This is a genomic window from Streptomyces sp. UC4497, assembly GCF_054871485.1.
This window is the reverse complement of record NZ_JBTYHB010000019.1, coordinates 37,641-64,580: the sequence shown is the minus strand read 5'-3', so window position 1 is coordinate 64,580 and position 26,940 is coordinate 37,641. Positions and strand designations below refer to the sequence as shown.

The window sequence follows — 26,940 nt, the reverse complement described above, 5'->3', positions numbered from 1 at the left end:
AGCCAGCCATGACCGTGCCCCGCCAGCCCCCGACCGCGGACGAAGCGCCGCGACCGGCCGAGGAGCGCGGCCATGTGATCCGACGCCGCGTCCTCACGCTCCTGACCATCGTGCTGCTCATCGGCATCCCCGCCGGCTACCTGGTGATCTCCGCGGGCCAGAGCCGGGACAGCGGCAAGGACAAGGAGGCGAAGTACTCGATCACCGGGCTCACCGTCGGCTGGCCGTCCAAGGTGCAGCGCCGCCTCTACCAGATCCCGATCCCGTCGCACTCGCGCAACGTCGCCTACTACGAGACGAACAACTACAAGGTGAGCCGCCTGTACGCGCAGTTCCTCACCAGCAACAAGGGCCTCGACGAGTTCCTGGAGAACGTCGACGCCGGCTACACGGTCGGTGACCTGGCGACCGACGACATCGCGATCAGCGAGCGCGACCGGAAGATCGCGGGCTGGGACTTCACGGGCCCCGGCCCCTGGTACGGCCTCACCCACTCCCAGGAGGACCCGTCGCCGACCCAGACGATCGTGGTGAACCGCTCCAACCCCGACCACCCCATGGTGTACGTGGTCTCGATGACGCACCCCTGAGCGCACCCCTGACCGGAGCCCGGGGCGCCCGCTCTTCACGGCGCCCCCACTCCTGGTCCACACCTCGAACCCGGAGTGAACACGTCACGTCCATTGTGGGGACCCGCCACTGGATCGCTCAGGTGCACTGGCTAGCGTGGCGGGTGTGAGTGACACGAAGACCCCGCGCCTGCAGTACCGATTCGACGGCCGTGACGACGACTCCGCCCCGGTGCTCATCCTCGGCCCGTCGCTCGGCACGACGTGGCACATGTGGGACCGCCAGGTGCCCGAGCTGGCCCAGCACTGGCGGGTGTTCCGCTTCGACCTGCCCGGCCACGGCGGTTCCCCCGCGCACCCGGCTGGCTCCGTCGAGGTGCTCGCGGAGCGGCTGCTCGCCACGCTCGACGACCTGGGCATCCAGCGCTTCGGCTACGCGGGCTGCTCGCTGGGCGGCGCGATCGGCGCGGAGCTCGCGCTGCGCCACCCGGAGCGCGTCGCGTCGCTCGCCCTGATCGCGGCCTCACCGCGGTTCGGCACCGCCGACGAGTTCCGCCAGCGCGGCGTCATCGTGCGCAGCAACGGTCTGGACCCCATCGCCCGTACGGCGCCCGAGCGCTGGTTCACGCACGGCTTCGCCTCCGCGCAGCCCGCGATCACGGACTGGGCGGTGCAGATGGTCCGCACGACGGACCCGGGCTGCTACATCGCCTCGTGCGAGGCGCTCGCCGCCTTCGACGTCCGCGAGGACCTTGCCGACATCGGCGTGCCGACGCTCGTCCTCGTCGGCTCGGAGGACCAGGTCACGGGGCCCGCCGAGGCCCGCACGCTGGTCGCCGGCATACCGGACGCCCGCCTCGCGGTGGTGCCCGGCGCCTCCCACCTGGCCCCGGTCGAACAGCCGGCCGCCGTCACCGACCTCCTCGTACGGCACTTCACCTCGGCCTGGCCCGCCGTCCACGAGACCGGGCAGACCGCCATCCAGGCCGCACCGGTCAAGCCGGTCCTCGCGCCGCCGCCCCCGTCGGCCCCGCCGCGCGCGGAGATCGCGGCCGCGCAGCAGCCGGAGGCCGCGACCCGGCCCGACCCGCACGACGCGGGCCTCAAGACGCGCCGCGAGGTCCTCGGCGACGCCCATGTGGACCGGGCGCTGTCCACGGCGGACGACTTCTCCGGTGACTTCCAGGAGTTCCTCACCCGCTACGCGTGGGGCGAGATCTGGTCCCGTCCGGGGCTCGACCGCCGCACGCGCTCCTCGGTGACCCTGGCGACCCTGGTCGCGGGCGGCCACCTCGACGAGCTGGTGTTCCACACGCGCGCGGCGCTGCGCAACGGCCTCACCGCCGCGGAGATCAAGGAAATCCTGCTGCAGACCGCCGTCTACTGCGGCGTCCCGGCCGCGAACGCGGCGTTCAAGGTGGCGCAGCAGGTGATCCGCGAGGAGACCACGCCCCAGGAGTGACCCGGGGCGTGAAACGGGGCGTGGGCGGGCGCAGGATGGAACGTATGAAGCTGACGAAGAAGACCCACGCCTGCGTCCGGCTCCAGAAGGACGGGCAGACGCTCGTCATCGACCCGGGCGGATTCTCCGAGGAGGACGCGGCCGTCGGCGCCGACGCGATCCTCGTGACGCACGAGCACCCCGACCACTTCAACGAGGACCGGCTGCGCGCCGGGATGGAGGCCAACCCCGGCGCGCACATCTGGACCCTGAAATCGGTCGCGGAGCAGATCTCCGCCGCGTTCCCCGGCCGCGTCCACACGGTGGGCCACGGCGACACGTTCACGGCCGCGGGCTTCGACGTCCAGGCGCACGGCGAGCTGCACGCCGTGATCCACCCGGACATCCCGCGCATCACGAACGTCGGCTATCTCGTCGACGGCGGCACGGTCTTCCACCCCGGCGACGCCCTCACCGTCCCCGACCACCCGGTCGAGACGCTGATGCTGCCCGTCATGGCGCCCTGGAACAAGATCGCCGAAGTGATCGACTACGTACGGGAGGTCAAGCCGCGCCGCGCGTACGACATCCACGACGCGCTGCTCACGGACCTCGCCCGGCCGATCTACGACAACCAGATCGGCGGGCTCGGCGGCACGGAGCACCTGCGCCTGGCCCCTGGGGGCTCGGCGCAGGTCTGAACCGCGTTACCTGCCGAGCAGTCCGATGACCTCGTCCGTGGAGCCGATCTCCGCGATGCGCGGGAAGATCTTGCCGAAGCTGTGCTCGTGGGACTCGGCGTCCGTGTCGGTCGTCGCGTCGTCGACCAGCACCAGGTTGTAGCTCAGCTCCCACGCGGAGCGGGCGGAGGACTCGACGCCGATGGACGTCGAGATGCCGCAGAGCACGATCTGCGTGACGCCGCGGCGGCGCAGCTGGAGGTCCAGCTCGGTGCCGGTGAAGGCGCCCCAGTGCCGCTTGGTGATGACGATGTCGTCGCCGAGCGGGCCGAGCTCGTCGGGGAACTCGGAGAACGCCGGCGGCGGCGCCTGCGTCATGGCGCCCGCGGCGGCGCGGCCCGTGGGGAGGTCGCCGCCGTCCTGCGACCAGGCGACCTTCACGCGCACGACCGGCAGGCCCTTGGCGCGGAAGGCCTCGGCGAGCTTGACCCCGTTCTTGAGGACGTCGGCGGAGGGGTGCACGGTCGGCAGGCCGAGGATGCCGTTCTGGAGGTCGATGAGGACGAGGGCGGGGCGCTCGTCGAGAGGGGTGTTGATCGTCATGTTCGGCAGGCTAACTGTCTAACAGAAAAACTTGCAAGATTGCCTGTCGATCGCGGGTGTGGTGGCAGGGGTGCGAGGTCACGCCACGGCACGGGATCGGCCGCTGTCGGACCCGCCGGGTAGGTTGTGGGACATGCGCATTGCTACCTGGAACGTGAACTCGATCACCGCGCGGCTGCCGCGCCTCCTTGCCTGGCTGGAGAGCAGTGGCACGGACGTGCTGTGCATCCAGGAGACCAAGTGCTCGGCGGAGCAGTTCCCCGCGGACGAGCTGCGGGAGCTGGGCTACGAGTCGGCGGTGAACGCGAACGGCAGGTGGAACGGGGTGGCGCTGCTCTCCCGCGTGGGCCTGGAGGACGTGGTCAAGGGCGTGCCCGGCGACCCCGGCTACGACGGCGTGGAGGAGCCCCGCGCGGTCTCCGCGACCTGCGGCCCGGTCCGCGTCTGGTCGGTCTACGTGCCGAACGGGCGGGAGGTGGACCACGCGCACTACGCGTACAAGCTCCAGTGGTTCGAGGCCCTGAAGGCGGCGGTCGCGGGCGACGCGGCGGGCTCGCGCCCCTTCGCGGTGATGGGCGACTACAACGTGGCGCCGACGGACGACGACGTGTGGGACATCTCCCTCTTCGAGGGTGCGACACATGTGACCCCGGCCGAGCGGGCGGCGCTCACGGCGCTGCGCGAGACGGGCCTGAGCGACGTCATGCCGCGCCCTCTCAAGTACGACCACCCCTTCACGTACTGGGACTACCGCGCGCTCGGCTTCCCGAAGAACAAGGGCATGCGCATCGACCTGGTCTACGGGAACGAGCCGTTCGCCAAGGCCGTCTCCGACGCCTACGTGGACCGCGAGGAGCGCAAGGGCAAGGGCGCCTCCGACCACGCGCCGGTCGTGGTGGACCTCGACGTCTGAGACCGACCCCGATTGTCAGTGGCGGGCGCTAGCGTCTGCGCCCGTGACGGATCTGACGACGTACCTGAACTCGACCCAACTGGCCTATGACACCGCCGCCGGCGCCTACGCCGAGATCGTTCCCCCGCTCTTCCCGCAGGACCTGTACGCGCACGCGGTGTTCGGCGTCTTCGCCGAGCGCGTCAAGCGGGCGGACGCCGGGCCCGTGGCCGACCTCGGCTGCGGGCCCGGACATGTGACGGCCCATCTGAACTCCCTCGGGCTCTCCGCGTTCGGCATCGACCTCTCGCCGAAGACGGTCGCGGAGGCCCGTCGCGCTCACCCCGGACTGCGGTTCGAGGAGGGCACGATGACCGGCCTGGACCTGGCCGACGGCTCGCTGGGCGGCGTCGTTGCCTGGTACTCGACGGTGCACACGCCGCCGGAGCTGCTGCCGACGGTGTTCGCCGAGTTCCACCGCGTCCTCGCCCCCGGAGGCTACCTGCTGCTCGGCTTCAAGGTGGGCGACCTGCTGCGGCACCTGGACCACGCCTACGGCCACGATCTCTCGCTGGACGTCTACTGGCTGGACCCGGAGCACGTCGTCGGGCTCGTGGAGCAGTCCGGCCTCCCGGTGGAGGCCAAGCTGATCCGCGAGCCCGAGGACTACGAGCGGGCGACCCAGGGCAGGCAGGGAATCCTGATCGCCCGGAGGCCGGCGGCCACGGCCTGACCGCTACGGCCTGAGCACGTTCAGGTCGATCGAGTCGGCCAGCGCCTTCAGACCCGGGTCACCGGGGTGCAGATGGTCCCCGCTGTCGTACGCGGGGAGCATCCGCGCCGGGTGGGCCGGGTCCCGGAGGACGGCGTCGAAGTCGAGGAAGCCGTCGAAGCCCGAACCGGCGCTGCGGACAAAGGAGTTGATGGCCTCCCGCTGCTCGTCGGCGGCCGGTGTGCACAGGGCCTCGCCCTCGCACGGCGTGATGGTCGCCCCGATCACCTTGAGGCCCCGCGCGTGCGCCCGCGCCACGATCTCCCGCAGCCCCGCCTCGACCTGCGCTGCGCTCGCGCCCCAGCGCACGTCGTTCACGCCCTGGAAGACGACGACCGTCCTCGCCGAGGTCTGCGCGAACACGTCGCGGTCGAGCCGGTGCAGCGCGCTGACGCCGCCCGTGTCGGTGGAGAGCCCGTCGCCGGGGTAGCGGTCGGCGACGACCCGGTTCGCGGAGATGCCCTCGTTGAGGACGCCGTAGTGCGGCACCTTCGACTGGGCGAGGAGTCGCGTGGCGAGCACGTTGGGCCAGCGGTGGTTCGCGTCCAGTGTCGACTTCACGCCATCCGTGATGGAGTCGCCGAGCAGCACGACGGAACCGGGGCCGCCGCCCACGTCGACCCCGGTGAGCAGCGGCCAGTACGAGATCGTCGAGGTGTACGAGGAGCCGTCCGCCTCAGTGGCGTGATCGCCCGTCGTGCTCACGTAGCTGCGCTGGATGGCCTGGCTGTGCACGGGCGCCGCGGTGACGGGTTCCGGCAGATGGAAGCTCACGAGAAGGTTGGTGTTCTCCGGCACGTCGAAGTCCACCGGGTCGCTGAACGCCTGCCCGCCTGCCGGGAGTTGGGTGCCGGAGGAGTCGCGGAACGTCAGCGGCACCGGCTTCCCGAGCGCCGTGGCCCCCGCCCCCTGCACCGCCACCGACGCGCTCCCGATCCGCACCGGGGTCGCGGCGAAGGTGTTCTCCAGGCGGATGCGGACCTTCGGCCCGCCGGTGCTCGTGTGCACGACGAGCCGGATGGTGCGGTCCGCCCACGGCCCCACCGCGGTGTACCCGGCGGGCGAGGCCGACCAGGTGCCCGTCCAGCCGGACGTCGCCGCGCGCACGGACATGCCGAAGACGTGCAGCGTCCCGCCGCTCGCCCTCGGCAGGTCGACGGAGGAGATCTGCCGGCCCTTGCGCACCGGCACGGTCACCGCGTACAGCCGCGTCTTCTCGGGGAGTTGGGCGTTCGGCGTGTTCCGGTGCGGCAGCGCCACCGACTTCGTGGCGAGCGGCCCGGTGCGCCAGTCCGGCGCGGTGAGCCGGTACGTCGAGCGGGAGCCGTCCGCGTACCGCACGGTGCCGGAACCGGTCGCGTCGCCGCCGGTCCCGGCGACCAGGAAGGCGAGCGCGTCCCCGCGCCCGCTCACCCGTACGGACTGCCCGTTCGCCCGTACGTTGTCGGGTCCCGACCCCGCGGTCCGCGGCCAGGTGAGCCGGGCCCGGTCGAGGTCCATGGTGCGGCCGGGCGTCCAGCCGGCCGCGGTGAGGTCCTGCGCGGACAGGGAGCTGCCCGCGCCGTCGAAGTCCGCTTCGCCGGGCCGCGTGTCGTCGCTGACGGCCCGGTTGTCGAAGAGCCGCTCCAGGGGGAGCGGCCCGGGTCTGGCGGGTGCCGCGTGGACCGCGGTGACAGGGGTGACCCCCGCACAGACGGCCAGTATGAACGCGGCTCCCCAAATGCGTCGGCGCAAGACCGACTCCCTCCGCTTGTGTGTCCGCCGTGGTGGTTGCGCCATGAAGCTAAGGACGGGGTGATGGCCCGTCAATGTGCCGCGAGGTAAACGGGGGAGAAAGGCCGGTGTCCGGTTCCTGAACTCCGCGCGGCGCCACCTCCGCGCGCCTGTGGTGCGGGCAGGTGCTCGGATGCCAATCTGGGCGATATGAAGATCCCTTTCGCGGCTAATTGGCGCAAGAAGCACGGTCCGGCGCACGGCGTCGCCGTGTTCCCGACCGGCGACGAAGGTGACGAGGGTGAGAGCGGACTTGTCGAACTCCTCTCCGAGTGCGAGCTGTTGCGCTCCCATGCCGACGACGCGGGGGTCGAACTGGACGAATCGGTGCGGTCGTTGGAGGCCCTCGACCAACTCGTGCCGCGCTGGCGGGAGGACGAGGACACGCTGCACTGGCTGGGCAACGACGCGGGCCTCTATCTCGGTTCGGTCATGGTGCGGCACGTCTCGGGCGCCACGTGGGTGATCTGGGACAACGGGCAGCCGGTGGTGCGGCTCGAGTCGGGCCGCGAGATCGACGTCGTGGAGGCCGGGCACGAGTGGGCGGCGAGTGGGGCGCCCGAGCTCTCCCAGTTCTACGCGGAGGCCGCCGAGTCGTAGACCGTGCACGGAGCGCCGCGTAGCTGAGCCTCAAATACGGTTAATGCCCATAAGTGCGTGTCGTCTGTTAAGTCCCATGTAAGCGTGGATAGTTTGCGCGGACCGACACAGCTGAAAGTGGGCAGGGACTGCCGATGGCCGTCGATCCGTTGATCGAGCTGCGAGACGTGAACAAGTACTACGGGGAGCTGCATGTCCTCCAGGACATCGACCTCACCGTCGGCAAGGGGGAGGTGGTGGTGGTCATCGGCCCTTCGGGGTCGGGCAAATCGACGCTCTGCCGGACGATCAACCGTCTGGAGACCATCGAGTCCGGAACGATCCGACTCGACGGACAGCCGCTCCCCGAGGAGGGGAAGGCGCTCGCACAACTGCGCGCCGAAGTGGGCATGGTCTTCCAGTCGTTCAACCTCTTCGCGCACAAGACGGTCCTCCAGAACGTCTCGCTGGCCCAGCTGAAGGTCAGGAAGCGCAAGAAGGACGAGGCCGACAAGCGCTCCCGCGAACTCCTCGACCGGGTCGGACTCGCCGCCCACGCCGACAAGTTCCCCGCGCAGATGTCCGGCGGCCAGCAGCAGCGCGTGGCCATCGCCCGCGCTCTCGCCATGGACCCCAAGGCCCTCCTCTTCGACGAGCCGACCTCGGCACTCGACCCGGAGATGATCAACGAGGTGCTCGAGGTCATGCAGCAACTCGCGCACGAGGGCATGACGATGGTCGTCGTCACCCACGAGATGGGCTTCGCGCGCACCGCCGCCGACCGCGTCGTCTTCATGGCGGACGGGAAGATCGTGGAGGACCGCAACCCCGAGGAGTTCTTCACCCACCCGGAGAGCGAGCGCGCCCGTGACTTCCTCTCCAAGATCCTGAAGCACTGACCGGGGGAGCGCAGCACCACATGATCGCCAAGTCGCTACGGCTGCTCGCCGCCCTGGCGGTGACCGCCCTGGCCGCCACCGCCTGCGGCAAGGAGGGCGCCCCGCCGGTCAAGGGACCGTCGGCCGCGGAGCTCCCCAAGTACGAGATCGCGCAAGGGTTCTCGCTGCCCGACTCCCCGACGTGGAAGAAGGCGGAGAAGCGCGGCCACTTCGTCGTCGGGGCCAAGGAGGACCAGCCCTACCTCGGTGAGAAGAACCCCGCGAACGGCACGTACACGGGCTTCGACATCGAGATCGCCAAGATGGTCTCGGCCTCCCTCGGCCTCGACCCGAAGAAGATCCGCTTCAAGACCATCGCGTCGGCGAACCGCGAGACGGCCCTGCAGAACGGGCAGATCGACTACTACGTCGGCACGTACACCATCAATGATCTCCGCAAGAAGATCGTCGGCTTCGCGGGCCCGTACTACATGGCGGGGCAGTCGCTGCTCGTGCGCACCGACGAGAAGGACATCAAGGGTCCCGACGACCTCGCGGGCAAGCGCGTCTGCTCGGCGGCAGGTTCCACGCCGTACCAGCGCATCAAGGCCGACTACCCGAAGGCCGAGCTCGTCGCGTACGACACGTACTCGATCTGCGTCGACAACCTGCTGACCTACCAGGTCGACGCGGTCACCACCGACGACGCGATCCTGCTCGGCTACGCGGCCAAGGTGCCGGAGGAGATGAAGCTCGTCGGCAAGCCGTTCTCCGAGGAGCCGTACGGCATCGGGGTCCCGAAGAAGGACAACGCGCTGCGGTTCGCCATCAACGACGCCATCGAAGCCCGCCAGAAGAACGGCGACTGGAAGAAGGCGTACGGGGCGACGCTCGGCCTGTCCGGTGAGCCGGCCCCGAAACCGCCCGCCATCGACCGCTACCCGGCGAACTGAGGAGGCGTCCCATGAATGTCCTGACCGACAACCTTTCGCTGTACTGGAAAGGCTTCCTCGGCACCGTCGAGCTCACCGTCTTCGCGTCGATCCTGGCGCTGGTGCTCGGGTTCCTCATGGCCTCGTTCCGGGTCGCGCCCGTCGGCTCCTTCCGGGCCTTCGGCACCGCGTGGGTCACCGTGCTGCGCAACACCCCGCTGACGCTGCTGTTCTTCGCGGTGCTGCTCGGCCTGCCGCGCTTCGGTCTGGTCCTGCCCTTCACCGTCTTCGCGATCCTCGCGCTCGGCTGCTACACCTCCGCGTTCATCTGCGAGGCAGTGCGCTCCGGCATCAACACGGTGCCCAAGGGGCAGGGCGAGGCCGCCCGCAGCCTCGGCATGACGTTCGGCCAGACCCTGACCCATGTGATCCTGCCGCAGGCCTTCCGGTCCGTGATCCCGCCGATCGGCTCCACGCTCATCGCGCTCGCCAAGAACTCCGCGATCGCGGGCGCCTTCAGCGTCGTCGAGCTGCTCGGCACCTACAAGACGCTCAGCGAGCTCGGCTACAACATCATCTGGACCTTCGTCTGGATCGCGATCGGATACCTGATCATCACGCTCGCCATCAGCGCCCTGTTCAACTTCCTCGAGAAGCGCTGGGGGTTCGCCCGATGAAGGCCCTGCGGCACGACGCCACCGCCCTCTACGACATTCCGGGCCCGAAGACCGAACGCCGGCACAAGCTGTACGGGCCCCTCTCGACGCTCATCGTGCTCGCCCTGGTCGGCTGGATCCTGTACCTGCTCTTCGACACCGACCAGTTCACGTACACGAAGTGGATGCCCTTCGAGTACACGGGCATCCAGGAACTGCTCCTGCGCGGGCTCGGCAACACGCTCAAGGCCTTCGCCATGGCGGCCGTCCTGTCGCTCGTGCTCGGCACGCTCCTGGCCGTGGGGCGGCTCTCGGACCACAAGCCGGTGCGCTGGATCGCGACGCTGTTCGTCGAGTTCTTCCGCGCCATGCCGGTCCTGGTGATGATCTTCTTCATCTACGTGGCCCTGAAGATGGAGCCGCTGGCCGCGCTCGTCGCCGGTCTGACGCTCTACAACGGCTCCGTGCTCGCCGAGGTGTTCCGTTCGGGCATCAACGCGGTGGAGCGCGGACAGCGCGAGGCGGCGTACGCGCTGGGCATGCGCAAGACGCAGGTCATGACGCATGTGCTCGTCCCTCAGGCGGTGCGGGCCATGCTGCCCGCCATCATCAGCCAGTTGGTGGTGGCGCTGAAGGACACGTCGCTCGGGTATCTCATCACCTACGAGGAGTTCCTCCACGCCGGAAAACTGATCGCTTCCAACCTCGACTACGATTTGCCCTTCATCCCTGTGGTGATGGTGATCTCGCCTATCTACATCGGGATGTGCATGGTGCTGTCCTGGTTCGCCCAGTGGGTGGCCAAGCGCCAGCGGCGCAACCCCAAGACGGAGGCGGCCGATGTCGCCCCGGCCGAGCCAGGGACGCTGCTGCCAGGTACGCAGTAGCCGAAGCCAGGGAAAGTACGGTTCGTCCCCGCCCAGCGGCAGCCGGAGATCACTGCTTCACGAAGTTCGTGTGTTCGTGTGGGAGAAGGTCAGCTGCAGCGTGCCGGTCGGGACGCGCCTGCTTGCCGAGGATGAGCGGGCCCTTGTCGCATTCGTACGCGACGTGGGTGCCGCTCTCCTTGGTTTTGGGCGCCCTTCGGCACGGCCTATTTGGCGCGGTGCGCGGCGCGGCCGCCGCCATTGGCCGGCGCGGCGGGCAGCGGGGTCTCGGCCGCCTTGGTGACATCGGCGACCACCTCGACGACGTCGGGCCCGTACGCCCCGGAGTTCACGACCTTCAGGAGCAGGACGAAGGAGTTGTTGGCGTGCTTGCGGGCGAGCCGCTCGTGGTGGCGGGCGAGATAGCGCGTGGCGGCCTGGTTGGTGATCGGCAGCTGCCCGCAGAACAGGAACACCGGCCTCGCCTCGGGTGTGGCGGGACCGGCGGTCAGACGGGCCAGGAGTACGTACTCGGTTCTGCTGGGCTCCAGGCGGTAGCGCTCGGAGCCGATCTGGAAGGCGCCGCGGTCCGGGCCGGGCTCGGGGTCGGTGTTGACCCGGATGCCGGGCAGCAGGCTGACCATGTGCGCGGCCATGCGTCTGTTGGAGGCCGGGCCGCCGACACAGAACTCCGTACGCTCCCCGAAGCCCTGCTGAGTGGTGTCGTGGGCGACGACCTGGGCGTGCGCGTTGCAGTCCTTGATGAGCGCGGAGAGTTCGAGGAGGGCGAAGACGTCGTGGCGCTTCACCGTCAGCTCGGGGCCGCCCGCGTCGCGGTTCACGACGAGCAGCGACTCGGAGTTGTCGGGCAGCCCGAAGAAGGCCTGCTTGCGGCGGAGCTTGCGCCGCCACAGGTAGGTACGGGCGAGCCAGCCCAGCGAGGCGCTGATGCCCGCCGCGATCAGGCCGAGGACGATGTTGCGCACGTCTTCAGTCATGGGGGCGCACTCTAGCGGGATGTTCGACCGGGGTTCGAGGGGGTCCTGACGGCGCGGTCCGATCAAGTTACGCTGCGCTGACGCCTGTTGACCGGAGGTACTGATGAGACGTTCAGTTGTGCGGAATCTGTCGGTCTTCGCCGCGCTGGGCAGCATGGTGGCGGTTGGTGCCGCGGCTCCGCCTTCGTCCGTTCCGGATACGCACGTGACATCGGCCACGCCCGTGAAGGAGCCGGTCGCGGTCGGCTCCGGCGGCGCGGTGGCGAGCGTCGACAAGGACGCCTCCGCGGCCGGCATCGAGGTGCTCAGGCGCGGGGGCAACGCGGTGGACGCCGCCGTCGCCACCGCGGCCGCCCTCGGTGTGACCGAGCCGTACTCGTCCGGGGTCGGTGGCGGCGGCTACTTCGTCTACTACGACGCCAAGTCCCGCAAGGTGCACACGATCGACGGCCGCGAGACGGCGCCGCTGACGGCCGGCTCCGACCTCTTCCTGGAGAACGGCAAACCGCTCGCCTTCAACGACGCGGCCACCAGCGGGCTGAGTGTGGGGACGCCGGGTACGCCGGCCACGTGGCAGTCGGCGCTCGACGCGTGGGGGAGCCGGGGCCTCGGCTCGGTGCTGAAGCCGGCCACGAAGCTGGCGAGCGACGGCTTCACCGTCGATGACACGTTCCGCTCGCAGACCGCGTCCAACGAGGCCCGGTTCCGCAACTTCCCCGACACGGCGAAGCTGTTCCTGCCGGGCGGGAAGCTCCCGGCGGTCGGCTCGACGTTCAAGAACCCCGACCTGGCGCGTACGTACGAGCAGTTGGGCCGGGACGGGATCGGGGCGCTGTACCGCGGCGACATCGGCAAGGACGTCGTGAAGACGGTCAACAAGCCGCCGGTGGACCCGGATTCGGGCTACCTGGCGCGCCCGGGGAAGCTGTCGGCGAAGGACCTCACGGCCTACGGCGCCAAGTTCCAGGCGCCGACCCGGACCTCGTACCGCGGCCTCGGCGTCTACTCCATGGCGCCGTCCTCGTCCGGCGGCACGAGTGTCGGCGAGGCGCTCAACATCCTTGAGAACACCGACCTGTCGAAGGCGTCGGAAGTCCAGTACCTGCACCGTTTCATCGAGGCGAGCCGCGTGGCCTTCGCCGACCGGGGACGCTGGGTGGGAGACCCGGCGTTCGAGGACGTGCCGACGAAGGGGCTGCTCTCGCAGAGGTTCGCGGACTCGCGCGAGTGCCTCATCAAGGACGACGCGGTGCTCAAGAGCCCACTCGCGCCGGGTGACCCGCGGCACCCCGGAAAGTGCGGCGAGGCCGGGGACAAGGCGGCGCCGACGACGTACGAGGGTGAGAACACCACGCACCTCACGGCGGCCGACAAGTGGGGCAACGTCGTCGCCTACACCCTCACCATCGAGTCGACCGGCGGCAGCGGCATCACCGTGCCGGGGCGTGGCTTCCTGCTCAACAACGAGCTGACGGACTTCTCGTTCGCGCCCGCGAGCGCGGACGTCCACGACCCGAACCTGCCGGGTCCCGGCAAGCGGCCGCGGTCGTCGATCTCGCCGACGATCGTGCTCGACAAGGCGGGCAAGCCGGTGGTCGCGGTGGGGTCGCCGGGTGGGGCCACCATCATCACCACGGTGTTGCAGACGTTGACGGGGTTCCTCGACCGTGATCTGCCGTTGGCCGATGCGATTGCGGCTCCGCGGGCGAGTCAGCGGAATGCGGCGCAGACGGAGCTCGAGCCGGGGCTGTACGACAGTGGTGTGCGGGGTGAGCTCGAGGCCATCGGGCACTCCTTCAAGGAGAACCCGGAGATCGGTGCGGCCACCGGTGTGCAGCGGTTGCCCGGCGGCAAGTGGCTCGCCGCGGCGGAGAAGGTACGCCGGGGTGGGGGTTCGGCGATGGTCGTCTCGCCCGGCAAGTAGCGCGGGGTAGTCCTCCTCCTGGGCCTCGGGGCTCCGCCCCGTGCCCCGCGCCTCAAACGCCGGCGGGGCTGAATTTGCCCACCCGCCGCCGCGCTCGGCCGTCAGCCGCCTTGGGCAGTCTGCCGCCTGGGGCGGCAGGGTGGGCAAGGCGGCGCCCCGGTGCCGCGCGCCCCTTGCGGTGGCTCCGGCCCCGGGGCGCCGGGTCAGCGGGCCGTGAGGATCCGGGGGCCGGCCTCCGTGATCGCCACGGAGTGTTCCGCGTGGGCCGCGCGGGAGCCGTCGTTCGTGCGGAGGGTCCAACCGTCGGACGCCTCGTGGTAGCCGTCACCACCACCCCCGATGACCATCGGCTCGATGGCCAGCGCCATGCCGTGCCGCAGCACCATGCCGCGCCCCGCCCGCCCCTCGTTCGGCACCCCCGGATCCTCGTGCATCCGCCGCCCGATCCCGTGCCCGCCGAAGTCCTGCGGAACCCCGTACCCGGCCTCCCGGCACACCGTCCCGATCGCGTGCGCGATGTCCCCGATCCGGTTCCCGACGACCGCCGCCCCGATCCCGGCCGCGAGCGCCCGCTCGGCCGTCTCGATGAGTCGTACGTCCTCGGGCCGCGCCCTGCCGACCGTGAAGCTGATCGCGGAGTCGCCCGCCCAGCCGTCCAGCTCCGCCCCGAAGTCGGCGGAGACCAGGTCCCCGTCCCGCAACCGGTACGTGGTCGGGATGCCGTGCACGATCGCGTCGTTCACGGACACGCAGAGCACGGCGGGAAACGGTGTGAGCGCGAACGTCGGCCGGTAGCCGAGGAAGGGGGAGCCCGCCCCGGCCTTGCGCAGCACCTCGTGCGCCACCTCGTCGAGCTCCAGCAGGCTCACGCCCACCGCCGCGTGCTCGCGTACCGCGGCGAGGGCGTCGGCCACGACCCGGCCCGCCTCCCGCATCGCGTCGATCTGTGTATCCGTCTTGAGTTCCACCACGCCAATAACTATACCGGTATTTAAATCCGGTACAAAAATGGGGGCTCGGGTACAGTGGGGGCATGGTCCGAACCCCCTTGACCCCCGAAGAACGCGAACGCGGCGAGCACCTCGGCCGTCTGCTGCGCGAGGCGCGGCTCGGGCGCAGCATGACGGAGGTGGCCGCGGGCGCGGGCGTCTCCGTCGAGACGCTGCGCAAGATCGAGACGGGTCGAGCGCCGACGCCGGCCTTCTTCACCGTCGCCGCGCTCGCGCGTGAGCTGGGCCTTTCCATGGACGAGCTGATGGCGCGCTGCGCCCTGGCGCCCGCCTGACCGCTCCCGGTGTCCGTGCCGAAAAGCGCGCGTAGCACCCCTGTAACACGGGAGGTGTTTGCTTCCGGAGCGTAAGGCTCCAGGGGTGCGACGATCGGCGGGGCGCGTGGCGGAAGTGGGACAACTCCCGGACCGGGTAAGGGACTTCGCGACATATCTGCAAGGCCTCAACGCCCGGCTCGACCAACGCGCCGGCTGGTGCGGCGTCTTCTGGCAGCGGGACCCCGAGGGCATGCGGGCCTGCCTCGACGGGAGTGAGGTGCCGCCGTGGGACGTGGTGGAGGCGCTCCTGAAGGACCTCGCGGCGGCGACGGGCACCGAGCATGCCGAGCGTGAGGCGGCCCGTGCCCGCGCCCTGCACCGCGCGTCCGCGCGCGCCCACGACGCGGGGCCCGGCGCACGCGCGCTGCTCGCCGACCGGATGGACGTGATGGTGCGCGAGCGGCGGTACGCGGAGCAGCGCCTCCGCGAGCTCGGTGCGCGTCTCGAATCCGCCGCCGACGAGGAGGCGGCCGACGCCGCCCGTTTCGACCTGGCCTGGGTGCGCGACGACCACGAGCGCGCGACGGCGCGGATTGCTGAACTTGGCGCACGGCTCGCGGAGTTGGGGCCCACCCCAGCGGAGTCGGAAGGGTCCGTACCCGGTCCGCGCCCGTCCTCCCTGTCGGCTCCACGCCCGGCCCCCGCCAAGGAGCGCAAACGCCGCCCCCGGGGCAGCGCGCGCTTCGCCGGAATGCCGGTGGACGAGCCCGAGACGGAGGCCGCCCCGACCGCCGCGGCCCCCACCCCCGCCGCCACCCCCACGGGCGCCCGGTTCGCCGGCGCCGCGGCCGAGCCGGACGAGACGGCCCCCGCCCCGCTACCGGCCGACGCCACCGCATACGCCGACGTGTCCGCGACCGTCACCCTCCTCGCCCGCCACCGCGCCGAGGGCCGCAGCGGCGAGGCGCACATGGTCCTCGTGGACGCCGCCGCCGGGCCCGCCGCCCATTTCCCGCTGCTCGCCCGCGAGTTGACGCGCGCCGGGCTCGGTGCGGACTGGGCCACCCTGCTGTGGGAGGCCGGGTCGCTGCCGCTGGACCGTCTCGTCGCCGCCGCCGACGCGCTGGTCGCGGCCGGCCGCACCGGCGACGGGCGGCAGCTGCTGCGCCAGGGCATGGGCAGCCCGCCCGCCGAGTTCGGCGCCGCGGTGCACCGGCTCGACGAGGCGGGCCGGCACCACGAGGTTCGCACCCTCCTCGACGCGTACGTCCGCGGCCGCACCCCCGAAGAGGCCGCCCACACCGCGCGCGGCGCCCCCGACCGGCTCGTCCCGCTGCTCCTGGACGCCGCGGCGCGGGTCTCCGACGATCGGTACTGGGACGTGGTGCACGCGCTGCGCGTCGCAGGTCTCGCGCACTGAACCGTCACCCGCACGGGTGTCGGGGCCGACCCGATCCAGCGGGTTGCCGACGATGCCCTTGGCAAGCCCTCCGTTGAGGCTTACGTTCGTCCCTCTACCGCCGTTCTACGTGCGTAGAGGCTTACGCGCAGACGTATCTGCGTAGAGGCATGCGCGCAGACGTACCTGCGCAGAGAAGTAGAGACGTAAGGAAGAAGGAGTGCTGCCGATGACCACCCCCTCCCGAGCCTCTCTGCACGACCGCCACCGCGAAGTCCTGCCGGACTGGCTGGCCCTGTACTACGACGAGCCGATCGAGCTGACGCACGGCGAGGGCCGGCACGTCTGGGACGCCGAGGGCAACAAGTACCTGGACTTCTTCGGCGGCATCCTCACTACGATGACGGCGCACGCCCTGCCCGAGGTCACCAAGGCGGTGAGCGAACAGGCCGGCCGCATCATCCACTCGTCGACGCTCTATCTGAACCGGCCGATGGTCGAACTCGCCGAGCGCGTCGCCCAGTTGTCCGGAATCCCGGACGCCCGCGTCTTCTTCACCACGTCCGGCACCGAGGCCAACGACGCGGCGCTGCTGCTCGCCACCGCGTACCGCCGCTCGAACCAGATCCTGGCGATGCGCAACAGCTACCACGGCCGCTCCTTCTCCACGGTCGGCATCACCGGCAACAAGGGCTGGTCGCCGACCAGCCTGTCCCCGCTCCAGACGCTGTACGTGCACGGGGGCGTGCGCGGTCGCGGCCCCTACGCCCACCTGTCCGACGCCGAGTTCATCGACGCCTGCGTCGCGGACCTGCGGGACATGCTCGGCCAGACCCGGGGCAACGTGGCGGCGCTCATCGCCGAACCCATCCAGGGCGTCGGCGGCTTCACCTCCCCGCCCGACGGCCTGTACGCCGCCTTCCGCGACGTCCTGCGCGAGCACGGCATCCTGTGGATCTCGGACGAGGTACAGACCGGCTGGGGCCGCACCGGCGAGCACTTCTGGGGCTGGCAGGCACACGCGCAGTCGGGGCCGCCGGACATCCTGACCTTCGCCAAGGGCATCGGCAACGGCATGTCGATCGGCGGCGTCGTCGCCCGCGGCGAGGTCATGAACTGCCTTGACGCCAACTCCATTTCGACGTTCGGCGGCTCCCCGATCACCATGGCGGCGGGCCTCGCCAACCTCTCGTACCTCCTGGAACACGACCTCCAGGGCAATGCCCGGCGGGTCGGCGGACTCCTCATCGAGCGGCTGCGCGCGATCGCCGCGAGCGCGCCCGGCGTGCGGGAGGTGCGGGGGCGTGGCCTGATGATCGGCATCGAGCTGGAGAGCCCCGGCCCCGGCCCCGACGCGGCGCGGGTCATCGAGTCCTGCCGGGCGCAGGGGCTTTTGATCGGCAAGGGTGGCGGGCACGATTCGAGCGTGCTGCGGATCGCTCCGCCGATGACGTTGACGGTGGCGGAGGCGGAGGAGGGGGCGGGGATTTTGGAGCGGGCGCTCAAATCCAGCCCCGCCGGCGATTGAGGCGCGGGGTCCGGGGCGGAGCCCCGCGACCGTTCGCCGGGTAACCGTGCAACACGAGGGAGACCCTCAGCACATGTCCGCGCACACCCTCTCCGTCCGCCAAATACTCGCCCTGGACCGCATCGCCGCCGGTCACCCGGAGGTGGTCGCAGGGGCCGGCCACCTCGACCGCCCCGTCCGCTGGGTGCACGTGGCCGAGGCCGCGGACGTGGGCGTGATGCTGAGCGGCGGCGAGATGATCCTCACCACGGGCGTCCTGCTCGCGGACGACGAGCGGCTGCAGGCCGAGTACATCGACTCCCTGCACCGCGCGGAGGCCGCCGCCCTCGTCCTGGGCCTCGGCCGCGCCTTCCCGTCCTCCCCGGAGGGCATGCGGCGCGCCGCCGAACGGCACGGGCTGCCCATGGTGGTGCTGCACCGACCGTTCCCCTTCGCCGAGTTGACGGAGGAGGTGCAGTCCCGGCTCGTACGAAGGAAGTTCGCCGCCGTCAGCCTCTCGGAGGGGATTCGTACCGCGCTCACCGGCCTCATCACGGCGGGCGCCCCGCTGCAAGGGCTGCTCGACGAGATCGCCGCGCACAGTGGCTGCCCGGTCGTCCTCACCAACCTCGCCCACCGCGTCCTCGCCACGGCCGGCGAACACCCCGCCGTCGACGACGTGTTGCGCGACTGGGACCGCATCGCCCGGCAGCCCGGCGGGGTCGACGGGGAGGGCTGGATCCGCGCGGACCTCGGCGGCCGCGGCGAACGCTGGGGCTCCGTCGTGCTGTGCGGGCACCGCGGCGACGGCGCGTCCGGGCGGCTGCTCGCGGACCGTGCGGCGGAGGCCCTGGTGCTGCACCACCTGCTGTCGGGCTCCGGGCCGAGCTGGGAGGAGCAGTCGGCGCGCTGTCTGCTCGCCGATCTGCTCGCGGGCGGCGCGCCGGCCCGCGGCCTGCTCCCTCGCGCCCGCGCGGCGGGCCTCCCGGTGAACCGCCGCACCTTCCTTCCCCTCGTCGTACGTGACATCTCGCCGTCCCAACTCGACCGGCTCCTGCGGCTGTTGGGGCTCAACGGCCTCGTGGCGGAACTCGCCGAGCACTCCACGGCCGTCCTCCTCAGCCTCGCCCGCGACCAGGCGCCGGAGGCCCTCGCCGCGCACTTCGCCGAGCGCCTGCGCGCGGAGACCGGCGACGCGCGGGCCCTCGTCGCGGCGGGCCCCGCCAGTACCGCCTGGGAGGACGTGCCGGAGGCGCTGCGTGAGGCCCTGCACGTGGCCGACGCCGTCACCGGCGCGCCGCCCGGCCTCCCGCCGGTGGTCCGCATCGGCGACGTACGACTGCGCGGACTCGTACGGCAGTTGCGGGACGATCCCCGCGTACAGGCCTTCTCGGAAAGGGAGTTGGACGCCATCCTGGCCTCCGAGGACGCCGCGGAGCTCCTCCCGGTCCTGCGCGGCTACCTCACCACCGGCCGCAACAAGTCCCGCACCGCCCAGCTCACCCACATGAGCCGACCCGCCCTCTACCGCCGCCTGGAGTCCATAGAGGCGCTGCTCGGCGTCGACCTCGACGACTTCGAGCAGGCCGCGTCCGTCCATCTGGCCCTGCTCGCGCACGACGCGCAGTCGGGTCCGTGACACCGTGCAACGCCCGCGGCCCCGCGCGTGACACGCTGCGACTCGGCGGTGCCGCGCCCCGCTCCCTATCGTCGACACCACACAGTGCAACCCCCTCTCAGGGAGGTCCGATGAGCCCCGTGATCCGCGCCGCCATCTTCCAGACCGCATGGACCGGCGACAAAGAGTCCATGATCAAGGTGCACGAGCAGGCGGTCCGTGACGCCGCCGCCCAGGGCGCCCAAGTCCTGTGCTTCCAGGAGCTGTTCTACGGCCCGTACTTCTGCCAGGTGCAGGACGCGAAGTTCTACGAGTACGCGGAGTCGGTGCCGGACGGACCCGTCGTCCAGCGCTTCCAGGCCCTGGCCCGCGAACACGGCATCGTCCTCGTCCTCCCCGTCTACGAGGAGGAGCAGCCGGGCGTCCTCTACAACACGGCCGCCGTGATCGACGCCGACGGCAGCTATCTCGGCAAGTACCGCAAGACGCACATTCCGCAGGTCAAGGGCTTTTGGGAGAAGTTCTACTTCCGCCCGGGCAACAGCGGCTGGCCGGTCTTCGACACGGCGGTCGGCAAGATCGGCGTGTACATCTGCTACGACCGGCACTTCCCGGAGGGCTGGCGCGCGCTCGGCCTGGAGGGCGCCCAGATCGTCTTCAACCCCTCGGCCACCTCGCGCGGCCTGTCCCGCTACCTCTGGCAGCTGGAGCAGCCGGCGGCCGCCGTCGCCAACGAGTACTTCGTCGGCGCGATCAACCGGGTCGGCGTCGAGGAGTACGGCGACAACGACTTCTACGGCACGTCGTACTTCGTCGACCCCGAGGGCCGGTTCGTGGGCGAGGTCGCCGACGACAAGGCGCCCGAACTCGTCGTCCGCGAGCTCGACATGGCGAAGCTGCGCGAGGTCCGCGACCGCTGGCAGTTCTACCGCGACCGCAACCCGCAGGCGTACGAGCCCCTGACCCGCCCGTAACCGCAGCAGCCCTCAGGAGGAGCACATGAGCGCCGTCCGTACGGTCATCCGCGGCGGTCTCGTCGTCACCGCCGCCGACGAGATGCACGCCGACGTCCTCATCGAGGACGGCCGCGTCGCGGCCCTCGCGGCCACCGGCAGCGATACCGCCGCGTCCTGGACGGACGCGCGCACGATCGACGCCTCACAGAAGTACGTCATCCCGGGCGGCGTCGACGGCCACACCCACATGGAGATGCCGTTCGGCGGCACCTACGCCGCCGACACCTTCGAGACCGGCACGCGGGCCGCCGCCTGGGGCGGCACGACCACGATCGTCGACTTCGCGATCCAGTCGAAGGGCGGGTCGCTGCGTGAGGGCCTCGACGCCTGGTACGCCAAGGCGGACGGCCAGTGCGCCATCGACTACGGCTTCCACATGATCGTCTCCGATGTGCACGACGACACGCTGAAGGAGATGGATCTGCTGGTGGGGGAGGGGGTGACCTCCTTCAAGCAGTTCATGGCGTACCCGGGCGTCTTCTACTCGGACGACGGGCAGATCCTGCGGGCGATGCAGCGGGCCGGTGAGAACGGCGGCCTGATCATGATGCACGCGGAGAACGGCATCGCGATCGACGTCCTGGTCGAGCAGGCGCTTGCCCGCGGCGAGACCGATCCGCGCTTCCACGGCGAGGTCCGCAGGTCCCTCCTGGAATCGGAGGCGACGCATCGCGCGATCAAGCTGGCGCAGGTGGCGGGCGCGCCGCTGTACGTGGTGCACGTGTCGGCGCAGGAGGCGCTCGCGGAGCTGGCGCGGGCCCGCGACGAGGGCCTCCCGGTCTTCGGCGAGACCTGCCCGCAGTACCTGTTCCTGTCGACGGACAACCTGGCGGAGCCGGACTTCGAGGGCGCCAAGTACGTGTGCAGCACGCCCCTTCGCCCGAAGGAGCACCAGGCGGCGCTCTGGCGGGGCCTGCGCACGAACGACCTCCAGGTCGTCTCCACCGACCACTGCCCCTTCTGTTTCAACGGGCAGAAGGAGCTGGGCCGCGGCGACTTCTCGAAGATCCCGAACGGCATGCCCGGCGTCGAGAACCGCATGGACCTGCTCCACCAGGCCGTCGTCGACGGACACATCACGCGCCGCCGCTGGATCGATATCGCGTGCGCCAGCCCGGCGCGGATGTTCGGCCTGTACCCGAAGAAGGGCACGATCGCGCCGGGCGCGGACGCGGACATCGTCATCTACGACCCGACCGCCGAGCAGACCATCTCCGCCGAGACCCACCACATGAACGTCGACTACTCGGCGTACGAGGGCAAGCGCCTCACGGGGCTGGTCGAGACGGTGCTGTCCCGGGGTGAACTCGTCGTGACGGAGCGGGAGTTCACGGGCCGGGCCGGGCACGGTGTGTACATGCCGCGGGGGACGTGTCAGTACCTGGGCTGACAGGACTCCGCGGTCAGGGCTTCGTCAGTGTGACCTGGTCGGTCTGCGCCGAGGAATCGGTCCCGGACGAAGCGACCACGTCGGACCGACGGGTGCCGCGGTCCATGAAGCCGCCCGCGAAGGCCAGGGCGAGGCCGGCGAGGGCGAGGGCCGCGCCCACGAGGGTGGGAGAGGTCCAGCCCCAGCCCGCCGAGATGGACAGGCCGCCGAGCCAGGCGCCGCCCGCGTTGGCGAGGTTGAAGGCGGAGTGGTTGGAGGCGGCCGCCATCGTCGGGGCCGCCTCCGCCTTGGCCATGAGGAGCATCTGCACGGGCGTCGTGATGAGGGAGCCCAGCGCTCCGACGAGGGTGATGACGATGAGCGCGGGCACCGTGCTGTGGACCGCGAAGTAGAAGGCCACGAGCGCCGCGGCGAGCAGAGCGAGCCCCGCGTACAGGGTGGGCCGCAGGGCGCGGTCCGTGAGCGGGCCCGCGATCAGGGTGCCCAGCGTCATGCCGACGCCGTAGAGCGCGAGGACCAGCGTCGTCGAGGAGTCGGAGATGCCCGTGACGTTCGTCAGCATGGGCACCAGGTAGCTGTAGACGGCGAAGAAGCCGCCGAATCCGACCACGGCCGTGGCCAGGCCGATCAGCACCTGCCGGTTGCCCATCGCCCGCAGCTCGTGCCGGATCCCGCTCTGCCCGCCGCGCGGCTGGTGCGGGACGAAGAGGGCGAGCGCCGCGAGGGCGGCGCCGCCGATGACGGCGACCGCCCAGTAGGCGGAGCGCCACCCCAGGTGCTGGCCGAGGGCCGTGCTCGCCGGGACGCCGACGATGTTCGCGACGGTGAGCCCGAGGAACATCTTCGAGACGGCGCGGGCGGCCCGGTCGGGCGTGACGAGCCGGGACGCGACGACCGCGCCCACACCGAACAGCGCACCGTGCGGAAGACCCGCGAGGAAGCGCGCGGCGAAGAGCAGCCCGAAGTTCGGGGCGAGCGCGGACGCGACGTTGCCGATCACGAACAGGCCGGACAGGAGCAGCAGCAGCCGCTTGTGGGGGATGCGCGCGCCGATGCCGGTCAGGACGGGGGCGCCGACGACGACACCGAGCGCGTACGCGGAGACGAGATTGCCGGCGTGCGGCACCGACACGTCGATGCCCTCGGCGATCTGGGGCAGCAGCCCCATCGTGGCGAACTCGGTGGTGCCGATGCCGAACGCGACAACAGCCAGGGCCAGGAGGGCCAGCGGCATGGTGCAGGAAGCCTTTCGAAGAACGGGGAGGCCGGTCCCTGGGACAGGGATCGGCCGACAACTCGTGCAGCAGCAGGACGGACCCGCGCATTCCGTGATCGACCAGTGTGTCCCCGTGACCTCGGTCACCCCGCGCCCCGTGTCCGGGCGCCGTCGGTCTTGATCCTTGGAGGCGGTCGTACAAGGGTGGGGTCGCGGGCACGGCGGGGACCCGGCCCCGTTGTGTGCCACGGCCCAGGGAGGACCAGCGTGCGGCGCGACCACTGGATTCGACAGATCCGCCGGCTCGATCCCGACACCGACTACCACGAGATCTACGGCATCAGCTCGTCGTACGAGTTCCCTTGGGACACCATGCAGGCCCTGGGGTTCGCCCTCTACCGGACGTACGCGGTGCCGAGCATCGGCCAACTCCTCGGCAGGACCGGCGAGTTCACCGAGCGCACGCAGAAGCGGTACGACGACACCGTGCTCATCCTCGACGCCGTCGGCGAGCACGGCCCGGAGTCGGGGGAGGGACGCGAGGCCGTCCGCCGGATGAACCGGATGCACGGCGCCTACGACATCTCCAACGACGACTACCGCTACGTCCTTTCGACCTTCGTCGTCGTCCCCAAACGCTGGATGGACGCCTACGCGTGGCGGCCGTACTCGCCGCACGAGGTGCGCGCTGCGACCAACTACTACCGGGACCTCGGCCGGCGGATGAACATCAAGGACATCCCGGAGACGTACGAGGAGTTCGAGCGCCTCATGGACGACTACGAGCGCCGGCACTTCGCCTACGACCCGGGCGGGCACGCGGTCTCCGAGGCGACCCTCGACCTGATGGCGTCCTGGTACCCGGGTCCGCTCGGCACTGCCGCGCGTCGGGCCTCCGTCTGTCTGATGGACCCTCCGCTGCGCGCCGCGTTCGGCTACAAGGACCCGAACCCGACTGTCGAGCGGGTGGTGCGCGGCGGGCTCAGGATGCGCGGCCGGTTCGTCCGTCTCCTTCCGGCGCGCGGCACACCGCAGCACGGCCGGGACAGCAGCACGGTGCGCGGCTATCCGAACGGGTACCGGATCGCCGACCTCGGCACGTTCCCCGGCCGCAAGCCCGCGGGGGAGGCCCGACACTCGCACGGGTGACGGATGCGGGTGACGGATGCGGGGACAGATGCTGGACGCGCGTAGAACTCATCCGGTGGGCCTCTTGCCAAGCCTCCGTGGGAAGTCCAGGATTGTGGCTTTCAATGGCGGCTCGGCACCCGGAACTCGGCACTCGAACACGAGGGGCTCCCCATGGACTTCGGACTCGTCCTGCAGACCGACCCGCCCGCTTCCGCGGTCGTGGACCTGATGAAACGCGCGGAGGGCTCCGGCTTCACGTACGGGTGGACGTTCGACTCGGCCGTGCTGTGGCAGGAGCCGTTCGTCATCTACAGCCGGATCCTCGCGGAGACCGAGCGGCTGACCGTCGGCCCGATGGTCACCAACCCGGGCACGCGCACGTGGGAGGTCACCGCCTCGACGTTCGCGACGCTCAACGACATGTACGGCAACCGCACGGTGTGCGGCATCGGACGCGGCGACTCCGCGATGCGCGTCGCCGGGCGCAAGCCGAACACCCTCGCGCGGATCAGCGACGCGATGAAGGTCATCCGGGCGCTCGGCCGGGGTGACGAGGCGGACCTCGGCGGCGGCTCGGTCGTCCGGTTCCCCTGGGTGCGCGAGGGCGCCGAACTCCCCGTCTGGATGGCGGCGTACGGGCCCAAGGCGCTCAAGATGGCCGGCGAGGAGGCCGACGGGTTCATCCTCCAGCTCGCCGACCCGTTCCTCACCGAGTGGATGATCAAGGCGGTGCGGGACGCGGCGAAGGCGGCCGGCCGCGACCCCGCGGCGGTCAAGATCTGCGTCGCCGCGCCCGCGTACGTCACCGAGATCGACACGCCGGCCGCGCTCGACCACGCGCGCGAGCAGTGCCGCTGGTTCGGCGGCATGGTCGGCAACCATGTGGCCGACCTGGTGGCCAGGTACGGCGCGCACTCCGGCATGGTGCCGGACGCGCTGACGGAGTACATCAAGACGCGCGAGGGGTACGACTACGCGCACCACGGCCGCTCCGGGAACCCGGACACGGCGTTCGTGCCCGACGAGATCGTGGACCGCTTCTGCCTGCTCGGCCCGCCAGCCGCACACGTCGAACGACTGCAAGCCCTAAGGGAGTTGGGCGTCGACCAGTTCGCCGTGTACGCCATGCACGACGCGAAGGAGGAGGTCATCGAGGCGTACGGCAGGGACGTGATCCCCGCGCTGAACGGGTAACACGGCCCGCGAGTGAACATGCGCAACACCCGTACCAGGCAAGGCAGTTGACGGCATCCGTACCCGCACGGCCGCTGTTCCCGTCTCCCTGAGCAGAACGGACTGCCCATGACCGACACCGCCCCGAGAGCGCCCCTGCCCGCGGTGGAGCTGGCCGCCGACGCCTACCCGGCCGACAGCCCCTACGCCAATGAGGACCTGCGCCCCGTCCCGCTCGCCGACCGCCGCTGGACCACGTACAACTTCGTGGCCCTGTGGATCGGGATGGCGCACTGCATCCCGTCGTGGACGCTCGCGTCCGGGCTCGTCGCCCTGGGCATGGACTGGAAGCAGGCGGTCCTCACCATCGCCCTGGCGAACGTCATCGTCCTGCTCCCCATGCTGCTGACCGGACACGCAGGGCCCAAGTACGGGATCCCCTTCCCGGTCCTGGCGCGGGCCGGCTTCGGTGTGCGCGGAGCCAATCTGCCCGCTATGGTGCGGGCCGCGGTGGCCTGTTGCTGGTTCGGCATCCAGACGTGGATCGGCGGCCAGGGGATCTTCGTACTGCTCGGGAAGATCTTCGGAGGGTGGACGGGGGCGGCCGAGGTCGGCGGCTATCCGTGGACCCTCTGGCTCTGCTTCTTCGTCTTCTGGGTCCTCGAACTCGCCATCATCTACCGGGGGATGGAGACGCTGCGCCGCTTCGAGAACTGGGCGGCGCCGTTCGTGCTCGTCGGCGCGGTGGTGCTGCTGGTGTGGATCGCCAACAAGGCGGGCGGCTTCGGTCCGTTGCTGCACGAGCCGTCGAAGGTCGGCTGGGGCCCGGACTTCTGGAAGGTCTTCTTCCCCGGCCTGATGGGCATGATCGGCTTCTGGTCCACGCTGTCGCTGAACATCCCGGACTTCACGCGCTTCGGCAAGGGGCAGCGGGCGCAGATCTGGGGGCAGACGATGGGCCTGCCGACGACCATGACCCTGTTCGCGCTCATGTCGGTCCTGGTGACGGCGGGTTCGGAGAAGGTCTACGGGGTGCCCATCTGGGACCCGGTGGCGCTGGCGGGCAAGACGGACAACGTGTTCGGGCTGCTCTTCGCGCTGATCACGGTGTTCGTGGCGACGATCTCGGTGAACGTCGCGGCCAACGTGGTCTCACCCGCGTACGACCTGGCGAATCTGGCCCCGAAGCTCATCAGCTTCCGCACCGGCGCGATCATCACGGGCGTGCTGGGCGTCCTCGTCATGCCGTGGAAGCTCACGTCCACACCCGAGTTGTACATCTTCACGTGGCTCGGCCTGGTCGGCGGGCTGCTCGGCACGGTCGCGGGCATCCTGATCGCCGACTACTGGATCGTGCGGCGGACGGTGCTGCACCTCGCGGATCTGTATGTACGGGACGGGCGTTACTGGTATCGCGGCGGCTGGAACTGGCGCGCCGTGTTCGCCTTCGTGGTCGGCGGGTTGCTGGCCGTCGGCGGCTCGTACTCGACGGTGAACGCCAAGGGCGAGAAGGCGGGGCCGTTCCCCGTGGACGGCCTGATCCCCTTCCTCAAGCCGCTGGCCGACTACGGCTGGGCCGTGGGCCTCGCGGCATCGCTCGTGCTGTACACGGTGTTGATGGCGGGGCAGCGGCGGGACTAAGTCCCGATCCGGATTCTGT

At 70.7% G+C, this 26,940-nt stretch carries 25 protein-coding genes; 20 read left to right on the top strand and 5 right to left on the bottom strand.

The features are described from left to right. The first annotated feature begins 8 nt into the window (after positions 1-8). The 3 genes from ACYSUO_RS25030 to ACYSUO_RS25020 all read left to right on the top strand — a co-directional run bounded on the left by ACYSUO_RS25030 (position 9) and on the right by ACYSUO_RS25020 (position 2,711). Positions 9-590: a sugar kinase gene (locus tag ACYSUO_RS25030; RefSeq protein WP_461778485.1), complete on the top strand. Its 582-nt coding sequence runs from the start codon at positions 9-11 to the stop codon at positions 588-590. A gap of 145 nt (positions 591-735) precedes the next feature. Further along, a complete protein-coding gene (gene pcaDC, locus ACYSUO_RS25025) occupies positions 736-2,031 on the top strand; it encodes a bifunctional 3-oxoadipate enol-lactonase/4-carboxymuconolactone decarboxylase PcaDC (RefSeq protein ID WP_461778484.1) in 1,296 nt (431 codons plus the stop codon). 44 nt (positions 2,032-2,075) lie between these two features. Continuing rightward, the gene (locus ACYSUO_RS25020; RefSeq protein WP_461778483.1) at positions 2,076-2,711 is read left to right on the top strand and encodes an MBL fold metallo-hydrolase; all 636 of its coding nucleotides are present in this window, start codon (positions 2,076-2,078) and stop codon (positions 2,709-2,711) included. Between the two features lie 6 nt (positions 2,712-2,717). Here the strand turns inward: ACYSUO_RS25020 and ACYSUO_RS25015 are convergent, their stop codons facing one another. Beyond that, positions 2,718-3,293, bottom strand: coding sequence for a hydrolase (locus tag ACYSUO_RS25015; protein WP_461778482.1), 576 nt, complete (start codon positions 3,291-3,293; stop codon positions 2,718-2,720). A gap of 133 nt (positions 3,294-3,426) precedes the next feature. Here ACYSUO_RS25015 and ACYSUO_RS25010 point away from each other — a divergent pair, with 133 nt between their 5' ends. Together ACYSUO_RS25010 and ACYSUO_RS25005 are read left to right on the top strand one after the other, a co-directional pair. Further along, complete coding sequence (locus ACYSUO_RS25010) at positions 3,427-4,206, top strand: exodeoxyribonuclease III (RefSeq protein WP_461778481.1); 780 nt, start codon at positions 3,427-3,429, stop codon at positions 4,204-4,206. 43 nt (positions 4,207-4,249) lie between these two features. Further along, entirely contained in the window at positions 4,250-4,918 is a 669-nt protein-coding gene (locus tag ACYSUO_RS25005; RefSeq protein WP_461778480.1) for a class I SAM-dependent methyltransferase, read from the top strand. Positions 4,919-4,921: 3 nt separating this feature from the next. On the opposite strand, the gene ACYSUO_RS25000 is transcribed toward ACYSUO_RS25005, so the two are convergent. Then, entirely contained in the window at positions 4,922-6,736 is a 1,815-nt protein-coding gene (locus tag ACYSUO_RS25000) for an SGNH/GDSL hydrolase family protein (protein WP_461778479.1), read from the bottom strand. Between the two features lie 144 nt (positions 6,737-6,880). Here ACYSUO_RS25000 and ACYSUO_RS24995 point away from each other — a divergent pair, with 144 nt between their 5' ends. From ACYSUO_RS24995 to ACYSUO_RS24975, 5 genes are all read left to right on the top strand, one after another. Continuing rightward, complete coding sequence (locus tag ACYSUO_RS24995) at positions 6,881-7,330, top strand: DUF6278 family protein (RefSeq protein WP_461778478.1); 450 nt, start codon at positions 6,881-6,883, stop codon at positions 7,328-7,330. A gap of 134 nt (positions 7,331-7,464) precedes the next feature. Then, complete coding sequence (locus ACYSUO_RS24990; RefSeq protein WP_461778477.1) at positions 7,465-8,208, top strand: amino acid ABC transporter ATP-binding protein; 744 nt, start codon at positions 7,465-7,467, stop codon at positions 8,206-8,208. A gap of 20 nt (positions 8,209-8,228) precedes the next feature. Further along, positions 8,229-9,140: a glutamate ABC transporter substrate-binding protein gene (locus tag ACYSUO_RS24985; protein ID WP_461778476.1), complete on the top strand. Its 912-nt coding sequence runs from the start codon at positions 8,229-8,231 to the stop codon at positions 9,138-9,140. Positions 9,141-9,151: 11 nt separating this feature from the next. Next, a complete protein-coding gene (locus ACYSUO_RS24980) occupies positions 9,152-9,796 on the top strand; it encodes an amino acid ABC transporter permease (RefSeq protein WP_327660813.1) in 645 nt (214 codons plus the stop codon). Next, positions 9,793-10,662, top strand: coding sequence for an amino acid ABC transporter permease (locus ACYSUO_RS24975; protein ID WP_461778475.1), 870 nt, complete (start codon positions 9,793-9,795; stop codon positions 10,660-10,662). Before ACYSUO_RS24980 ends, ACYSUO_RS24975 begins: the two co-directional genes overlap by 4 nt. A 206-nt stretch (positions 10,663-10,868) precedes the next feature. Here ACYSUO_RS24975 and ACYSUO_RS24970 read toward each other — a convergent pair whose 3' ends face one another. Next, the gene (locus ACYSUO_RS24970) at positions 10,869-11,639 is read right to left on the bottom strand and encodes a hypothetical protein (RefSeq protein WP_461778474.1); all 771 of its coding nucleotides are present in this window, start codon (positions 11,637-11,639) and stop codon (positions 10,869-10,871) included. A gap of 103 nt (positions 11,640-11,742) precedes the next feature. Here ACYSUO_RS24970 and ggt point away from each other — a divergent pair, with 103 nt between their 5' ends. Continuing rightward, positions 11,743-13,563, top strand: a complete 1,821-nt coding sequence (ggt, locus tag ACYSUO_RS24965; RefSeq protein ID WP_461778473.1) for a gamma-glutamyltransferase — start codon at positions 11,743-11,745, stop codon at positions 13,561-13,563. Positions 13,564-13,766: 203 nt separating this feature from the next. Here the strand turns inward: ggt and map are convergent, their stop codons facing one another. Then, on the bottom strand, positions 13,767-14,534 hold the full coding sequence (map, locus tag ACYSUO_RS24960) for a type I methionyl aminopeptidase (protein ID WP_461778472.1): 768 nt from the start codon (positions 14,532-14,534) through the stop codon (positions 13,767-13,769). 62 nt (positions 14,535-14,596) lie between these two features. On the opposite strand from map, the gene ACYSUO_RS24955 reads away from it, so the two are divergent. The 6 genes from ACYSUO_RS24955 (at position 14,597) to hydA (ending at position 21,760) form a co-directional block, all read left to right on the top strand. Further along, positions 14,597-14,848, top strand: coding sequence for a helix-turn-helix domain-containing protein (locus ACYSUO_RS24955; RefSeq protein ID WP_461778471.1), 252 nt, complete (start codon positions 14,597-14,599; stop codon positions 14,846-14,848). Positions 14,849-14,963: 115 nt separating this feature from the next. Beyond that, positions 14,964-16,250, top strand: a complete 1,287-nt coding sequence (locus tag ACYSUO_RS24950; RefSeq protein ID WP_461778563.1) for a hypothetical protein — start codon at positions 14,964-14,966, stop codon at positions 16,248-16,250. Between the two features lie 208 nt (positions 16,251-16,458). Then, positions 16,459-17,757, top strand: coding sequence for an aspartate aminotransferase family protein (locus ACYSUO_RS24945; RefSeq protein ID WP_461778470.1), 1,299 nt, complete (start codon positions 16,459-16,461; stop codon positions 17,755-17,757). Between the two features lie 73 nt (positions 17,758-17,830). Continuing rightward, positions 17,831-19,375 (top strand): PucR family transcriptional regulator, encoded by a 1,545-nt coding sequence (locus ACYSUO_RS24940; RefSeq protein WP_461778469.1) that lies wholly within the window; start codon positions 17,831-17,833, stop codon positions 19,373-19,375. 110 nt (positions 19,376-19,485) lie between these two features. Further along, positions 19,486-20,328, top strand: a complete 843-nt coding sequence (locus tag ACYSUO_RS24935; protein ID WP_266715346.1) for a nitrilase-related carbon-nitrogen hydrolase — start codon at positions 19,486-19,488, stop codon at positions 20,326-20,328. A 25-nt stretch (positions 20,329-20,353) separates the two neighbouring features. Continuing rightward, positions 20,354-21,760, top strand: a complete 1,407-nt coding sequence (gene hydA / locus ACYSUO_RS24930; RefSeq protein WP_461778468.1) for a dihydropyrimidinase — start codon at positions 20,354-20,356, stop codon at positions 21,758-21,760. A gap of 13 nt (positions 21,761-21,773) precedes the next feature. Here the strand turns inward: hydA and ACYSUO_RS24925 are convergent, their stop codons facing one another. Further along, on the bottom strand, positions 21,774-22,994 hold the full coding sequence (locus ACYSUO_RS24925) for an MFS transporter (RefSeq protein WP_461778467.1): 1,221 nt from the start codon (positions 22,992-22,994) through the stop codon (positions 21,774-21,776). A 249-nt stretch (positions 22,995-23,243) separates the two neighbouring features. On the opposite strand from ACYSUO_RS24925, the gene ACYSUO_RS24920 reads away from it, so the two are divergent. The 3 genes from ACYSUO_RS24920 (at position 23,244) to ACYSUO_RS24910 (ending at position 26,921) form a co-directional block, all read left to right on the top strand. After that, on the top strand, positions 23,244-24,125 hold the full coding sequence (locus ACYSUO_RS24920; RefSeq protein ID WP_461778466.1) for an oxygenase MpaB family protein: 882 nt from the start codon (positions 23,244-23,246) through the stop codon (positions 24,123-24,125). Positions 24,126-24,278: 153 nt separating this feature from the next. Further along, the gene (locus tag ACYSUO_RS24915) at positions 24,279-25,301 is read left to right on the top strand and encodes a TIGR03842 family LLM class F420-dependent oxidoreductase (protein WP_461778465.1); all 1,023 of its coding nucleotides are present in this window, start codon (positions 24,279-24,281) and stop codon (positions 25,299-25,301) included. Between the two features lie 108 nt (positions 25,302-25,409). Further along, positions 25,410-26,921, top strand: coding sequence for an NCS1 family nucleobase:cation symporter-1 (locus ACYSUO_RS24910; protein WP_461778464.1), 1,512 nt, complete (start codon positions 25,410-25,412; stop codon positions 26,919-26,921). Positions 26,922-26,940: the final 19 nt, after the last annotated feature.

Bases quoted from the DNA above. Each gene is read 5' to 3' on its own strand.
- ACYSUO_RS25030 (WP_461778485.1), top strand. From the start codon at position 9: ATGACCGTGCCCCGCCAGCCCCCGACCGCGGACGAAGCGCCGCGACCG.
- ACYSUO_RS25020 (WP_461778483.1), top strand. From the start codon at position 2,076: ATGAAGCTGACGAAGAAGACCCACGCCTGCGTCCGGCTCCAGAAGGAC.
- ACYSUO_RS25015 (WP_461778482.1), bottom strand. From the start codon at position 3,293: ATGACGATCAACACCCCTCTCGACGAGCGCCCCGCCCTCGTCCTCATC.
- ACYSUO_RS25010 (WP_461778481.1), top strand. From the start codon at position 3,427: ATGCGCATTGCTACCTGGAACGTGAACTCGATCACCGCGCGGCTGCCG.
- ACYSUO_RS25000 (WP_461778479.1), bottom strand. From the start codon at position 6,736: ATGGCGCAACCACCACGGCGGACACACAAGCGGAGGGAGTCGGTCTTG.
- ACYSUO_RS24995 (WP_461778478.1), top strand. From the start codon at position 6,881: ATGAAGATCCCTTTCGCGGCTAATTGGCGCAAGAAGCACGGTCCGGCG.
- ACYSUO_RS24990 (WP_461778477.1), top strand. From the start codon at position 7,465: ATGGCCGTCGATCCGTTGATCGAGCTGCGAGACGTGAACAAGTACTAC.
- ACYSUO_RS24985 (WP_461778476.1), top strand. From the start codon at position 8,229: ATGATCGCCAAGTCGCTACGGCTGCTCGCCGCCCTGGCGGTGACCGCC.
- ACYSUO_RS24980 (WP_327660813.1), top strand. From the start codon at position 9,152: ATGAATGTCCTGACCGACAACCTTTCGCTGTACTGGAAAGGCTTCCTC.
- ACYSUO_RS24975 (WP_461778475.1), top strand. From the start codon at position 9,793: ATGAAGGCCCTGCGGCACGACGCCACCGCCCTCTACGACATTCCGGGC.
- ACYSUO_RS24970 (WP_461778474.1), bottom strand. From the start codon at position 11,639: ATGACTGAAGACGTGCGCAACATCGTCCTCGGCCTGATCGCGGCGGGC.
- ggt (WP_461778473.1), top strand. From the start codon at position 11,743: ATGAGACGTTCAGTTGTGCGGAATCTGTCGGTCTTCGCCGCGCTGGGC.
- ACYSUO_RS24955 (WP_461778471.1), top strand. From the start codon at position 14,597: ATGGTCCGAACCCCCTTGACCCCCGAAGAACGCGAACGCGGCGAGCAC.
- ACYSUO_RS24945 (WP_461778470.1), top strand. From the start codon at position 16,459: ATGACCACCCCCTCCCGAGCCTCTCTGCACGACCGCCACCGCGAAGTC.
- ACYSUO_RS24940 (WP_461778469.1), top strand. From the start codon at position 17,831: ATGTCCGCGCACACCCTCTCCGTCCGCCAAATACTCGCCCTGGACCGC.
- ACYSUO_RS24935 (WP_266715346.1), top strand. From the start codon at position 19,486: ATGAGCCCCGTGATCCGCGCCGCCATCTTCCAGACCGCATGGACCGGC.
- hydA (WP_461778468.1), top strand. From the start codon at position 20,354: ATGAGCGCCGTCCGTACGGTCATCCGCGGCGGTCTCGTCGTCACCGCC.
- ACYSUO_RS24925 (WP_461778467.1), bottom strand. From the start codon at position 22,994: ATGCCGCTGGCCCTCCTGGCCCTGGCTGTTGTCGCGTTCGGCATCGGC.
- ACYSUO_RS24915 (WP_461778465.1), top strand. From the start codon at position 24,279: ATGGACTTCGGACTCGTCCTGCAGACCGACCCGCCCGCTTCCGCGGTC.
- ACYSUO_RS24910 (WP_461778464.1), top strand. From the start codon at position 25,410: ATGACCGACACCGCCCCGAGAGCGCCCCTGCCCGCGGTGGAGCTGGCC.